Here is a 13,503-nt window from a genome sequence, read left to right on the forward strand (position 1 = left end):
AAGCCGCCCCCAGCCCCTACCCCAAGGTGACCAGAAGGCGGCTTGGCCCAAGCCCTGCTTACAGCACTTCAAACACGCCCGCTGCGCCCATGCCGCCGCCGATGCACATGGTCACGCAGACGCGCTTGGCACCGCGGCGCTTGCCTTCGATCAGTGCATGGCCCGTCAGGCGCTGGCCCGAGACGCCATAGGGGTGGCCCACGGCAATCGCGCCGCCGTTGACGTTGAGGCGGTCGGCCGGAATGCCCAGCTTGTCGCGGCAGTAGATGACCTGCACGGCAAAGGCTTCGTTGAGCTCCCAGAGGTCGATGTCATTGATCGACAGACCCAGCTTCTTGAGCACCTTGGGAATGGCATAGATGGGGCCGATGCCCATTTCGTCGGGCTCGCAGCCGGCCACGGCAAAGCCCAGAAAGCGACCCAGGGGCTGCAGACCCTTGCGCGATGCATAGGCTTCGCTGACTATGGCGCAGGCTCCGGCGCCGTCGGAGAACTGGCTCGCATTGCCAGCGGTAATAACCCCGCCGGGCAGCGCACTGCGCAGGCCGCTGATACCTTCCTTGGTCGTTCCCTCGCGAATACCCTCATCCTTGCTGACGGTCACCTCCTTGGTGATCAGGCCGCGCACCTTGTCGGCCACGCCCATGACGGTCTTCATGGGGGCGATTTCGGCTTCGAACAGGCCGGCCGCCTGTGCCGCAGCCGCTTTCTGCTGGCTGGAGGCGCCGTACTCATCCTGGGCATCGCGGCTGATGTTGTAGCGCTTGGCCACCTGCTCGGCAGTCTGCAGCATATTCCAGTAGATCTCGGGCTTCATGGCCGTCAGTTCGGGATCGAAGGCCATATGCGGGTTTAGATGGGGCTGCACGCAGGAGATGCTCTCCAGGCCGCCCGCCACCAGCACATCGTTCTCGCCCGCGATGATGCGCTGGGAGGCCAGCGCGATCGCCTGCAGTCCCGAGGAACAGAAGCGGTTGATGGTCAGCCCCGATGTCGTGACCGGCAGGCCTGCACGGATGGCGATCAGACGGGCGACGTTGCCGCCTGTCGTGCCTTCGGGCAGGGACATGCCCATGATCACATCCTCGACCTCGGCGCCCTCGATGCCTGCGCGCTCCACTGCGGCCTTGACCGCGTGGGCGCCCATGGTGGGGCCGTAAGTCATGTTGAAAGCGCCCTTCCAGCTCTTGGCCAGCGGAGTGCGCGCGGTAGAAACAATCACTGCGGATGTCATGTTCTGTCCTTTGATTCTGGGTGTTTCGTGGGAAATCGTCCGCGCCTAGCTGAACTGCTTGCCTTCGGCGGCCAGCTTGGCCAGCAACGGCGCGGGCTGCCAGAACTTGGCATCGTCATTCGGGTTCTGGGCAAAGCGGCCCATGGCCTGAACCACGTTGAACAGGCCGACCTCGCCCGCATAGTGCATGGGGCCACCGCGCCACAGCGGAAAGCCATAACCGGTCAGATACACCATGTCGATATCGCCGGACTTGCTGGCAATACCGTCTTCCAGAATCTGAGCGCCTTCGTTGACCAGCGCATAGACCAGGCGCTGCACGATTTCCTCGTCGGAGATCTTGCGCGGCGTGATACCCAGGCTCTTGCGATGCTCGTCGATCATCTTGGCCACCACCTCCGAAGGGATGGCGTCGCGCTTGCCGGGCACATAGTCATACCAGCCCGCACCGGTCTTCTGGCCGAAGCGACCCAGCTCGCACAGACGGTCCGCACTGGCGCTGTACTTCATATCGGGCTTCTCGATATAGCGACGCTTGCGGATGGCCCAGCCAATATCGTTACCCGCCAGGTCGCCCATGCGGAACGGGCCCATGGCAAAGCCGAACTTCTCGATGGCCTTGTCCACCTGCTGTGGCGATGCGCCTTCGTCCAACAGGAAGCCAGCCTGGCGCGAGTACTGCTCGATCATGCGATTGCCGATGAAGCCGTCGCAGACGCCGGAGACCACGGCCGTCTTCTTGATCTTCTTGCCTACCTTCATCACCGTGGCCAGCACATCCTTGGCCGTGGCCTTGCCGCGCACCACTTCCAGCAGCTTCATCACATTGGCGGGACTGAAGAAATGCATGCCCACCACATCCTGCGGACGCTTGGTGAAGGCGGCGATCTTGTCCACATCGAGCGTGGAAGTGTTGGATGCCAGAATCGCGCCGGGCTTGGCCACTTCATCGAGCTGCTTGAAGACCTGCTCCTTCACGCCCAGCTCCTCGAACACGGCCTCGATGATGAGGTCGGCATTCTTCAGATCGCCATAGTTGAGCGTGGTGCTGAGCAACGCCATGCGCTGCTCGTACTTCTGCTCGGAGAGCTTGCCCTTTTTGACCTGGGCCTCATAGTTCTTGCGGATGGTCGCCACGCCGCGATCCAGGGCTTCCTGCTTGGTCTCCAGAATCGTGACGGGAATGCCCGCATTGAGGAAGTTCATGGAAATGCCGCCGCCCATGGTGCCGGCACCGATCACACCCACGGTACGGATCTCGCGCACCGGTGTATCGCCGGGCACGTCGGGGATCTTGGAGGCGGCACGCTCGGCCATGAACAGATGACGCAGCGAACGCGACTCGGGCGTCATCATCAGCTGCATGAAGGCCTCGCGCTCGGCCACCATGCCGTCGTCGAATTTCTTGGTCGTGGCATTCTTGACGGCTTCCAGGCAGCGCAGGGGCGCAGGGAAGTTCTTGGACATGCCCTGCACCATGGTGGCAGCGAACTCGAAATAGGCCTCGCCCTGGGGATGCTTGCAGGACAGGTCGCGCACACGCGGCAGCGGGCGGACATCGGCGACTTCCAGCGCCAAGGCCTTGGCCTCGGCCAGCAGCGTCTCGGCCGAAGCAGACATCTTGCTGAACAGCTTCTGGCCGGGCAGCATGGCCAGCATTTCGCTCATCACGGTCTCGCCGCTGACAATCATATTGAGTGCGGCTTCCACACCCAGTACGCGAGGCAGGCGCTGGGTGCCGCCGGCGCCTGGCAGCAGGCCCAGCTTGACCTCGGGCAGCGCCACGGCCGTGCCGGGGGCGGCAATGCGGTAATGGCATCCCAGCGCCAGCTCCAGCCCGCCCCCCATGCAGACGCTGTGAATCGCGGCGATCACAGGCTTGGTCGACAGGTCCAGTTGCTGGATGACCGAAATCAGATGCGGCTCGCGGTAGGCATCTTCCTTGCCGAACTCTGTGATATCGGCTCCGCCCGAGAAGGCCTTGCCGGCGCCGGTAATGACGATGGCCTTGACGGCGTCATCCGCCAGAGCCTGGCGCAAACCCTCAACCACACCTCGTCTGGTGGCCAGACCCAGGCCGTTGACCGGCGGGTTGTTCAAGGTAATGACGGCGATGGCTCCGTCCACTTTGTATTCAGCAGTCATGCTGTTGTCCCCTGTTCAATAAATAGAAAAGAACGGTCGTGCGTTTTTTATTTTCCGAATTTTGCTGCGTTGCGCAACTGATGCTTGTCCTGAGCGAGACAGCTCACAGAATGAGCACACCTCATATCAGAGACATCAAGCAAGGGCCTGGGCGGCCCCACCGCCCCGCAGCCAGGATGTCGTCCCCCTCCCGCAAAGCGAGAGAGGGGGAAGCGGCAAAGCCGCTCAAGGGGTGTGTCAGCTCAAACCTCCAGCCACTCCTTGCGAACCTTTTCGTTCGCTCTGAGGGTTTCGGGAGTTCCGTCAAAAACAATATGCCCATGGCCCATGACCAGCGCCCGGTCCGAGATATTCATGGCGATGGTCAGCTTTTGCTCGATCAGCAGCACGGACACGCCACGATCCTTGATCTTCTTGAGGTACTCGCCCACCAGTTCCACGATCTTGGGCGCCAGCCCTTCCGTGGGTTCGTCGATGATGATGAGATCCGGGTCACCCATCAGCGTGCGGCAGAGCGTGAGCATCTGCTGCTCGCCGCCCGACATCACGCCGGCCTCGGTGTGCTGACGTTCCTTGAGGCGGGGAAACATGGCATACATATCGTCAAAGCCCCAGCGACTGCCTTTGCCCTTGCCTTTCTGCCCCAGCATCAGGTTCTGATGCACGGTCAGATTGGGGAATACGTCACGACTTTCGGGCACATAGCCGATACCCAGATGGGCCACCTCGTAGGCTTTCTTGCCATGCAGGTTCTTGCCTTTCCAGTCCAGTGCCCCCTCCCAGTGCACCAGTCCCATGATGGCCTTGGCGGTGGTGGAACGGCCCGAGCCGTTGCGCCCCAGCAAGGCCACGATCTCGCCGGCATGAACCTCGAAGTCCACGCCATGCAGCACATGGCTTTTGCCGTAATAGGCGTGCAAATCATTGATCTTTAGCATGGGGACTCCTTCAGTGCGCAGAGGCCTGTTGATCGGCGACGGAGGAGCCCAGGTAGGCCTCCTGCACCCGCGCATTGGCACGCACGGCTTCGGGAGTGTCATAGGCGATGACCTCGCCATAGACCACCACGGCAATCTTGTCCGCCAGCCCGAAGACCACGCCCATGTCGTGCTCCACGGTCAGCAGCGTCTTGCCTTCGGTGACTTTCTTGATCAACTGAATGAAATGCGCGGTTTCGCTATTGCTCATGCCTGCCGTGGGTTCGTCGAGCAGGATGACGCTGGCACCGCCGCCGATGGTGATGCCGATCTCCAGAGCACGCTGCTCGGCATAGGTCAGGTTCACCGCGAGCGTGTCGCGCTTGCGATGCAGGCCGATCATCTCCATCAGCTCGTTGGCACGTTCGTTGGCATCGTGCAGATTGGAGAGAAAACGCCAGAAGCTGTAGCGGTAGCCCAGGCTCCAGAGCACGCTGCAGCGCAGGTTTTCAAACACCGAAAGCTTGGGAAAGATATTCGTGATCTGAAAGCTGCGCGACAACCCCATGCGATTGATCTCGAAAGGCTTTTTGCCGTCAATGCGCTGGCCGTGCAGCAGCACCTCGCCACTGCTGGGCTCGAAGCGGCCGCTGATCAGATTGAACAACGTGCTCTTGCCCGCACCATTGGGGCCGATGATGGCGACGCGCTCGCCCGCATTGACCGCCAGATTGGCGCCGCGAATGATCTCGGTCTTGCCGAAGCTTTTGCGCAGATCGCGCAGCTCCAGCGCATGAGCAGACTGCTGCACAGCTTGCGCAGCCGGTTGATGGATGGCGATGCTGGACATGGTTCAGCCCTCCCCTTTCTTGATGCTTTCTTCGATCGCTTCCTGTATGCGGCCCCAGCGACGGGCCGTCAGTCGGCGCACGCCCTCCAGCAGCCCCAGGCCCACCACGAACACCACAATCGCCACGGTCCAGGTGGCAGCAGCACTGGTGTCCAGTTCGGTTCCCATGAACGGCACCTTGGGGCCCAGAGCCGCATTGAGCTGCATGTGATAGATCATCTCGATCAGCGAGGCGGCACCGATCACCGTCACGATGCCCGCAGCCAGAATGCCCAGATAGGGCATCAGCAGGCGCTTGAAATGCCCGAACTTGGCCACACGCAGATTCATCATGATCAGGCTGGCCACACCGCCGGGGGCATACATGACCATGAGCAGGAACACCAGGCCCAGATACAGCAGCCAGGCCTTAGTCAGCTCGGACAGCAGCACCGATGCCAGCACCAGCAGCACGGCACCGATGATGGGACCGAAGAAGAAGGTGGCACCGCCCAGGAAGGTGAACAGCAGATAGCCTCCCGAGCGCACCACGCTGACGCTGTCCATGGCCGTGATGATCTCGAAATTGATGGCCGTCAACCCGCCACCAATGCCGGCAAAAAAGCCTGCAATGATGAAAGCTAAGTAGCGCACGCGTTGGGTGTTGTAGCCCACGAACTCGACACGCTCGGGGTTGTCGCGCACGGCGTTCAGCATGCGACCCAGCGGCGTGCCGGTGAAGGCAAACATGGCAGCCGTGCAGACAAAGCAATACACGGCAATCAGGTAGTACACCTGCAGGCCCGAGCCGAAATCCAGCCCGAAGAACTTGCTGTAGACCCGGTCCGTGGTGATGCCGCCCTCGCCGCCGAAGAACTCGGGAAACATCAGCGCCATGGATGCCACCAGCTCACCTAGACCCATGGTGATCATGGCGAAGGTGGTGCCGGATTTCTTGGTCGTCACATAGCCGAAAAGCGCAGCGAAGAACATGCCCGCCAGGCCGCCCACCACGGGAATCAGCACCAGCGGAATTGCCATCTCGCCTGCAGCAGCCTTGTTCATGGCATGAATGGCCAGAAACGACCCCAGGCCGGTATAGACCGCATGACCGAAACTCAGCATGCCGCCCTGCCCCAGCAGGATGTTGTAGGACAGGCAGATGATGATCAGATAGCCGATCTGGCTGAGCATGGTCAGCGCCAGCGAGCTGGTGAAGATCAGCGGTGCCACGATCAGTGCCAGCGCAAACAGGCCCCATATCAGAATTCGCCCTATGTTCAAGGGCTTGAAGCGGTAATGTCCCTGGGACCGAGCTTTGTCGGCAGCAGAAGAATTCATGGATGTTTTTGCAATCGAAGACATGGCTCAATCCCCTCTGGTACCCAGCAAGCCCTTGGGGCGGAAGATCAGAATCAGCACCAGGAACAGGTAAGGCAGGATGGGCGCGACCTGCGACAGCGTCAGTCGCAGCACGGGCCAGCCGAAGGTGGACTCATTGACCTGATGGCCCATGGAGGTGAACAGGCCGGCCAGAGACCAGTCCAGCGCCACGGCAAAGGTCTGCACCACACCGATCAGCAGCGAGGCCACGAAAGCCCCGGCCAGCGAGCCCATGCCGCCGACCACCACCACCACGAAAATGATGGAGCCCACGGAGGCCGCCATGGCTGGCTCGGTCACATAGGTGTTGCCGCCGATCACGCCGGCCAGGCCGGCCAGCGCGCAGCCACCGCCAAACACCAGCATGAAGACACGCGGCACGTTGTGGCCCAGCGCCTCCACCATTTCGGGGTTCTTGAGCGCGGCCTGAATCACAAGGCCAATGCGTGTGCGCGTCAGCAGCAGCCAGACGGCCACCAGCATCAGCAGCGCCACCAGCATCACAAAGGAGCGCGACTTGGGGAACTGTGTGCCATACAGGGTAAACAGCGGCCCCTGCAGCGCCGACGGCAGCGCATAAGGCACGGTGCCCCGCCCCCATACCAGCTGCACCACCTCGAGAATCAGATAGGACAGACCAAAAGTCACCAGCAACTCGGGCACATGGCCATATTTGTGCACGCGGCGCAGGCTGTAGCGCTCGAACAGCGCCCCCAGCACGCCCACCAGCACGGGGCAGAGAAAGAGCGCGGGCCAGAACCCGATGATGCCGCTGAGCGTGTATGCGAAGTACGCCCCCAGCATGTAGAAACTGGTGTGAGCGAAATTAAGCACGCCCATCATGCTGAAGATCAGCGTCAGGCCTGAGCTGAGCATGAAGAGCAGCAGCCCGTAGCTCACACCGTTGAGCATCGATATGGTGAAAAATTCAGGCGTCATCGACTTGCCTTGTTCTCATGAGCAAAAAGACTGCTGCAGCACTGCACCTGTTATGCGTTCTTGTGGGTACGGATGCTGCAGCACGAGGGAGAGTGAGCCTGACTCAGGACGGACGCTTCATCTGGCAACTGGTGGGCGTGCTGGCCACATAGGGCTCGTAGTACTTCACGGGAGCGAAGGTGTAGCCTGTGTTTTCCGCGTCATAAGGGAACTTGCCGCCAGCCTTCTGCCACCTGGAGATATACAGGCCTTGCTGCAACTGGTGGTCGCTCTTGCGCATCTCGACATCGCCGTTGAAGCTTTTCAGCTTCATACCCTCGAGTGCCGCCGCAACCTTGACCGGGTCGGTGGAGCCTGTCTTGACAAAAGCTGCATCCAGCAAGGCGAACACATGGTAGATGGAGCTTTGCGTCAGGTCATCGTTGAACTTCTTCTTGAAGCTTTCCATGCTGGCCTGAATCGGCGCACCCATGTTGTAGTGCCCGTAAGTCACGGTATAGACCTTACCCTCGGACGCTGCGCCCATGGCAGTAGGCCCCCCAGGACCGAAGGCATAGTAGGTATAGAACTTGACGTTGTTCATCCCCGCATCATTGGCGGCCTTGAGCAGCAGCGACAGATCCGCTCCCCAGTTGCCGGTGATCACCGTATCGGCCCCCGACTGCTTGATCTTGGCCACATAGGGTGCAAAGTCGCGCACCTGAGCCAGAGGAGAGAAGTCATCACCCACGATCTGCACATCGGGGCGCTTTTTCTTGAGCAGGTCCTTGGCGTATTTGGACACCTGCTGACCATGGCCGTAGTTCTGGTTGATCAGATAGACCTTCTTGACCTCGGCATCGTCCTTCATGAATGTGGTCAATGCCTCCATCTTCATGGAGGTATCGGCATCGAGACGGAAATGCCAGTAGCTGCATTTGCTGTTGGTGAGGTCGGGATCCACCGCAGCGTAGTTCAGATAGAGCAGCTCCTTGCCCTTGTTGCGATTGTTGTGCTTTTCCAGCGCATCCATGATGGCCAGCGCCGGTCCCGAGCCATTGCCCTGCGTCACATAGCGCACGCCCTGATCCATGGCCGAGCGCAGCGCAGCCGTAGTCTCCTGCGGGCTGAGCTTGTTGTCCAGCGCCACGACCTCGAACTTCACGCCCGAGGCATTTTTCTTGTTGAACTCTTCCGCCAGCAGCTGAAAAGTCTTGAGCTGATTCGTTCCCACGGCAGCCATCAGACCCGACAAGGGATCAATCCAGGCGACCTTGACGGTTTCACCCTTCTGAGCCCATGCACCACCTGCACTCACAGCCATAGCCGAGAGGGCCACCGCACGTATAACCCATTTCATACTTGTCTCCTTTCATTGTTTTTGCTAGCGACTGCCGCCAATCTACCGGTCGGTAGACTTTTTCCCGCTGGGGAAAGCCTTAGTAACTATCACGCATGCGACTTCCAAGGCCGATTCGCGGCAGTTGGCGACACTTGTGCGACAGCTGATCGCACTTGCAGGCGAATGAAACCCGGGAATAAAAAAAGGACGCCACCAGGGCGCCCCGAATATCGATCCCGCCTCCCCCGCTCAGGAGGGGCGTTTCATCTGGCAACTGGTGGGGGTGCTGGCCACATAGGGCTCGAAGTACTTCACGGGCGCAAAGGTATATCCCGTGTTCTCCGAGTCCATGGGGTATTTGCCGCCGGCCTTCTCCCATCGCGCGATGTACAGGCCCTGCTGCAGCTGGTGATCGGTCTTGCGCATCTCGACCTCGCCGTTGTAGTTCTGGAACTTCATGCCCTCCATGGTCGCGGCGACCTTGACCGGATCGGTGGTCTTGGCTTTTGCAAAAGCCTGGTCGAGCATGTTCAGGCCCGTGTACACGGTACCGGTGTACATATCCTCGTTGACCTTGGCCTTGAAGCCCTTGACGATCTTGTCCATGGTGCCGGGCATGTTCAGGTGGCCGTAGCCCACCATATAGACCTTGCCCGCCGCCGCCGCCCCCATGGCCGTGGGCGCGCCCGTGGCAATGCCGTAATAGGTGTAGAACTTGACGTTGTTCAGACCTGCATCGTTGGCGGCCTTGATGAGCAGCGCCAGGTCCGAGCCCCAGTTGCCGGTGATCACCGTATCGGCGCCCGACTGCTTGATCTTGGCCACATAGGGCGCGAAGTCTCGCACCTGGGCCAGAGGAGAGAAGTCATCACCCACGATTTCCACATCGGGGCGCTTGCGCTTGAGCATCTCCTTGGCGAACTTGGACACCTGCTGGCCATGCGAGTAGTTCTGGTTGATCAGATAGACCTTCTTGACCTCTGGCACGTCCTTCATATACGTGGTCAAGGCCTCCATCTTCATGGAGGTATCGGCATCGAGGCGGAAATGCCAGTAGCTGCACTTGCTGTTGGTCAGGTCCGGGTCCACCGCCGCATAGTTGAGGAACACGACCTCCTTGCCCTTGTTGCGCGCATTGTGCTTTTCCAGCGCATCCATGATGGCCAGCGCCGGGCCCGAGCCATTGCCCTGGAACACATAGCGCACGCCCTGGTCCATGGCCGAGCGCAGCGCGGCCGTGGTCTCCTGCGGGCTGAGCTTGTTGTCGATGCCGATGATTTCGAACTTCACCCCCGAAGCACTGCTCTTGTTGATTTCCTCGGCCACGTACTGCAGGCTTTTGAGCTGATTGGATCCCAGCGCTGCCATCAGGCCCGAGAGCGGGTCAATCCAGGCGACCTTGACGGTCTCGCCCTTCTGCGCCATCGCACTCCCCGCGCACGCCAGGATCACCGATGCTGTCAAAGCCTTGATTGCAAACTTCATAGAGCGTCTCCGTTGGTGGTTATGAGCGACGCCCAGACTAAAGGGCAAGCCAGCGCCTGCGGCTTGGGGGTTGCCCTAGCGCATATCACTTTGGCGACTGCAGGGTTTACCTCAGGCCGAAGCTCCCAAAACAATAGCTGCTGGCGCCCGCCTATAAAAGTGCAGAGACTTATCTGATTCAGCGACCTAGAGCGGCAACTGGCTTTCCGTCAGCGGCAGGCCGCTGGAGCTGGTCAGCACCTGCGGCTCCGGCAGCTCCCTGTCCTCCAGATGCGGACCTATATCGCGCATCAACTCGTCGAAACTCAGCCTGCCGGCCTTGACCTTGGCCAGCAGTTCGACCACTCCGGGCAATTGATCAAAGCGTGCTCCTGCAATCAGCGCCAGACACAGATAGTTGAGCAGGTCGCGCGTACCAGCAAGCCCATGGCGGCGCGCAAACTCCAGTTGCTGACGCGCAAACCAATGCATTGCCAGCGGCGGCAATCTGTCGCGCAGATGGACCTGGTTCAGATTCAGGTAATAGATCAGCAGATCGGGCACATTGCCCTTTACCAACGCATCGACCTGAGCGGTGCCGAGCTGAAGCGGCAGGGGCGCCGCAGGCCCGACAAAATCAGCCACCGCATATTCATGCAACCGGCCCGATCGGCTCCAGCACCACCAGCGTGCAACCGGACCCAGCAAGGCCTGGCACTGGGCGGGGCGCAGCACGGGTTCGATGCCGGTTTGCGTGTCCGGATCGCTTTGCCCGAGCAAGGCCGCCAGCACGGCAGGGTCCCAGAAGGCAAGATAGCTGCCGTCGCCGCCAGGCAATCTTGGGTCCATGGCCAGGCGCAGATGGGCCAGCAGCACCGGCATCTCGCACTCGCTTGCCAGCAAGCTGGCACAAGGGCTGGCCTGCACCACATCGAGCACGGCATCGAGAAAATTCTGCTGTGGCGTTTTCAAGGCCTGAGCAGTGCTGCCAAGGTGTACCAACCAGGGACTGAGCTGGCCCTCCTTGCTCGCGCGCGTGAAAGCAAACAAGGCCTCGGCACCGCTTTCCGGCACCTGTGCCAACAAGTCCTGGTTCTGCGCCGCATCCAGCAACAGATACAGCTGCAAGGGCTTGCCTGTTGCCTTGCCGGTCGAATTGAGCTGCGACCAGCGCAAAGGCCAGCTCTTGCGTGCAGGCCTTGTTTGCGGCCACAGCGGCCCGGCGCTCACGGCAACTCCTTGTTCACAAACGCCGAGCGCTGCTGTGCCCGGCGTGCCAGACATTCCAGACACACATTGCGCGGCGCAGCCGGGGCGACAGTCTCTGGCCCGCAGGCTGCTGCAGGCAGACTCCATGCACCCAGCCCGCCCAGCAAGGCGGCTCCGAGAAGCTGGCGTCGCGGCAAATCGTGGGCGCGACCACCATCCGATATCAAGGGTGGCGAGCAGTCGCAAAAACCGGGAGCTGAAGGCATGGATGTCAACCAATGGCGCCAGAAAAGGCCCAGGCAAAAAAGCCATCATCTCACGATGATGGCTTTGCTCCGGCCAGGCCGGGGAACGTTCAGACCGCCGTGGGCAGTTGGTAGTCCTTGAGTTCCTCGCGCAGACGGGCCTTGAGCATCTTGCCTGTGGCACCGATTGGAATAGCGTCCACAAACACCACATCATCGGGAATCTGCCACTTGGCCGTCTTGCCCTCATAGAACTTCAGCAACTCCTCGCGCGTAATTTCCGCGCCGGGCTTCTTGACCACGGCCACGATGGGGCGCTCGTCCCACTTGGGATGCGGCATGCCTATGCAGGCCGCCATGGCCACGGCCGGGTTGGCCATGGCGATGTTTTCAATATCGATGGAGCTGATCCATTCGCCGCCGGACTTGATCACATCCTTGCTGCGGTCGGTGATCTGCATATAGCCGTCGGGGTCTATCGTCGCCACATCCCCCGTCGGGAACCAACCGTGGCCGTCAGCCCCGCGCACCAGGGGGTTGCCGCTGCCTTTGTAATAGCTGTCGATGATCCAGGGGCCGCGCACCAGCAGGTCGCCATAGCTCTTGCCATCCCAGGGCTGTTCGTCACCGGCGTCGTTGACGATCTTCATCTCCACACCATAGATCGCGCGCCCCTGCTTCTGCCGGATCTTCATCTGCTCTTCCTTGGGCAGTTCCAGATGCTTGTTCTTGAGCGTGCACAGCGTGCCCAGCGGGCTCATCTCCGTCATGCCCCATGCATGCAGCACCTCCACGCCGTAGTCGTCCTGGAAGGCGGTGATCATGGCGGGCGGGCAGGCGGAGCCGCCGATCACCGTGCGATTGAGCTTGGAAAAACGCAGGCCGCCCGGCTTCATATAGCCGAGCAGCATCTGCCAGACGGTGGGCACGCCAGCAGCAAAGGTCACGCCTTCCGACTCGATCAGCTCGTAGACCGACTTCCCATCGAGCGCCGGGCCCGGAAAGACCATCTTGCAGCCCGTGAGCGCCGCCGAATAGGGCAAGCCCCAGGCATTGACGTGGAACATGGGGACCACGGGCAGCACCGAATCACGGGCCGACAGGCACATCACATCGGGCAGCGCTGCGGCATAGGCGTGCAGCGTGCTGGAGCGGTGACTGTAGAGCACGGCCTTGGGGTTGCCCGTGGTACCGCTGGTGTAGCACATGCTGGATGCGGTGTTCTCGTCGAACTGCGGCCAGCGGTATTGATCGGACTGGCCCGCAATCCAGCTCTCGTAGCTGACGAGGCCTGGAATGCCGCTGTCTGCCGGCAGCCGGTCTGTATCGCAGAGCACCACCCATTGCTGCACCTGCGGGCATTTGGCATGCACGGCCTGGATGATGGGCAAAAAGGTCAGGTCAAAGCACAGCACCTTGTCTTCGGCGTGATTGACGATCCATGCGACCTGCTCGGGATGCAGGCGCGGGTTGATGGTGTGCAACACCCGGCCCGAGCCGCTGACGCCAAAATACATCTCCATGTGGCGATAGCCATTCCAGGCCAGGCTGGCCACGCGCTCGCCCGGCACCAGGCCCATGGCATCGAGCTTGTTGGCAAGCTGACGCGAGCGCGCCGCCAGATCCTTGTAGGTGTAGCGGTGGATATCGCCTTCCACACGGCGGGAGACTATCTCTCCATCGGCATGGTTGCGCGCGGCAAACTCGATCAGGGAAGAAATCAACAGCGGCTGGCTTTGCATCAGACCCAACATTGGCAGTCTCCTGGATATCGTTGTGATGATCGGGAAGCATCCTAGCGCGGGCTTCCAGGCCGT

Annotated in this window: 11 protein-coding genes; all 11 read right to left on the minus strand. The window is 61.0% G+C overall.

Annotation, left to right across the window (positions count from 1 at the left end):
• Positions 1-58 precede the first annotated feature (58 nt).
• On the minus strand, positions 59-1,234 hold the full coding sequence (locus ACWGXF_RS15780; RefSeq protein WP_314352336.1) for an acetyl-CoA C-acyltransferase: 1,176 nt from the start codon (positions 1,232-1,234) through the stop codon (positions 59-61).
• A 45-nt stretch (positions 1,235-1,279) separates the two neighbouring features.
• On the minus strand, positions 1,280-3,379 hold the full coding sequence (locus ACWGXF_RS15785; protein WP_452102094.1) for a 3-hydroxyacyl-CoA dehydrogenase NAD-binding domain-containing protein: 2,100 nt from the start codon (positions 3,377-3,379) through the stop codon (positions 1,280-1,282).
• 242 nt (positions 3,380-3,621) lie between these two features.
• Complete coding sequence (locus tag ACWGXF_RS15790) at positions 3,622-4,317, minus strand: ABC transporter ATP-binding protein (RefSeq protein ID WP_003069489.1); 696 nt, start codon at positions 4,315-4,317, stop codon at positions 3,622-3,624.
• A 10-nt stretch (positions 4,318-4,327) separates the two neighbouring features.
• Positions 4,328-5,146: an ABC transporter ATP-binding protein gene (locus ACWGXF_RS15795; protein WP_012838914.1), complete on the minus strand. Its 819-nt coding sequence runs from the start codon at positions 5,144-5,146 to the stop codon at positions 4,328-4,330.
• A gap of 3 nt (positions 5,147-5,149) precedes the next feature.
• Entirely contained in the window at positions 5,150-6,490 is a 1,341-nt protein-coding gene (locus tag ACWGXF_RS15800) for a branched-chain amino acid ABC transporter permease (RefSeq protein ID WP_452102095.1), read from the minus strand.
• 3 nt (positions 6,491-6,493) lie between these two features.
• Positions 6,494-7,447, minus strand: coding sequence for a branched-chain amino acid ABC transporter permease (locus ACWGXF_RS15805; RefSeq protein WP_012838916.1), 954 nt, complete (start codon positions 7,445-7,447; stop codon positions 6,494-6,496).
• 103 nt (positions 7,448-7,550) lie between these two features.
• The gene (locus ACWGXF_RS15810; RefSeq protein WP_452102096.1) at positions 7,551-8,786 is read right to left on the minus strand and encodes a branched-chain amino acid ABC transporter substrate-binding protein; all 1,236 of its coding nucleotides are present in this window, start codon (positions 8,784-8,786) and stop codon (positions 7,551-7,553) included.
• A 231-nt stretch (positions 8,787-9,017) separates the two neighbouring features.
• On the minus strand, positions 9,018-10,253 hold the full coding sequence (locus ACWGXF_RS15815; protein WP_012838919.1) for a branched-chain amino acid ABC transporter substrate-binding protein: 1,236 nt from the start codon (positions 10,251-10,253) through the stop codon (positions 9,018-9,020).
• Positions 10,254-10,439: 186 nt separating this feature from the next.
• Entirely contained in the window at positions 10,440-11,462 is a 1,023-nt protein-coding gene (locus ACWGXF_RS15820) for a DUF4123 domain-containing protein (RefSeq protein WP_012838920.1), read from the minus strand.
• Entirely contained in the window at positions 11,459-11,707 is a 249-nt protein-coding gene (locus tag ACWGXF_RS15825; RefSeq protein WP_123975007.1) for a hypothetical protein, read from the minus strand. The genes ACWGXF_RS15820 and ACWGXF_RS15825 overlap by 4 nt, the downstream gene beginning before the upstream one ends.
• Positions 11,708-11,796: 89 nt before the next feature.
• Positions 11,797-13,440 carry a 3-(methylthio)propionyl-CoA ligase gene (locus ACWGXF_RS15830; protein ID WP_314352340.1) on the minus strand — a complete coding sequence of 548 codons (1,644 nt, stop codon included), beginning with the start codon at positions 13,438-13,440 and terminating at the stop codon, positions 11,797-11,799.
• Positions 13,441-13,503: the final 63 nt, after the last annotated feature.

This window comes from Comamonas sp. HJ-2, assembly GCF_053615495.1.

What these genes read in the sequence shown, in the direction of transcription:
- ACWGXF_RS15795 (WP_012838914.1), bottom strand. Translation starts at nt 5,146, where the DNA reads ATGTCCAGCATCGCCATCCATCAACCGGCTGCGCAAGCTGTGCAGCAG.
- ACWGXF_RS15815 (WP_012838919.1), bottom strand. Translation starts at nt 10,253, where the DNA reads ATGAAGTTTGCAATCAAGGCTTTGACAGCATCGGTGATCCTGGCGTGC.
- ACWGXF_RS15810 (WP_452102096.1), bottom strand. Translation starts at nt 8,786, where the DNA reads ATGAAATGGGTTATACGTGCGGTGGCCCTCTCGGCTATGGCTGTGAGT.
- ACWGXF_RS15790 (WP_003069489.1), bottom strand. Translation starts at nt 4,317, where the DNA reads ATGCTAAAGATCAATGATTTGCACGCCTATTACGGCAAAAGCCATGTG.
- ACWGXF_RS15830 (WP_314352340.1), bottom strand. Translation starts at nt 13,440, where the DNA reads ATGTTGGGTCTGATGCAAAGCCAGCCGCTGTTGATTTCTTCCCTGATC.
- ACWGXF_RS15800 (WP_452102095.1), bottom strand. Translation starts at nt 6,490, where the DNA reads ATGTCTTCGATTGCAAAAACATCCATGAATTCTTCTGCTGCCGACAAA.
- ACWGXF_RS15825 (WP_123975007.1), bottom strand. Translation starts at nt 11,707, where the DNA reads ATGCCTTCAGCTCCCGGTTTTTGCGACTGCTCGCCACCCTTGATATCG.
- ACWGXF_RS15785 (WP_452102094.1), bottom strand. Translation starts at nt 3,379, where the DNA reads ATGACTGCTGAATACAAAGTGGACGGAGCCATCGCCGTCATTACCTTG.
- ACWGXF_RS15780 (WP_314352336.1), bottom strand. Translation starts at nt 1,234, where the DNA reads ATGACATCCGCAGTGATTGTTTCTACCGCGCGCACTCCGCTGGCCAAG.
- ACWGXF_RS15805 (WP_012838916.1), bottom strand. Translation starts at nt 7,447, where the DNA reads ATGACGCCTGAATTTTTCACCATATCGATGCTCAACGGTGTGAGCTAC.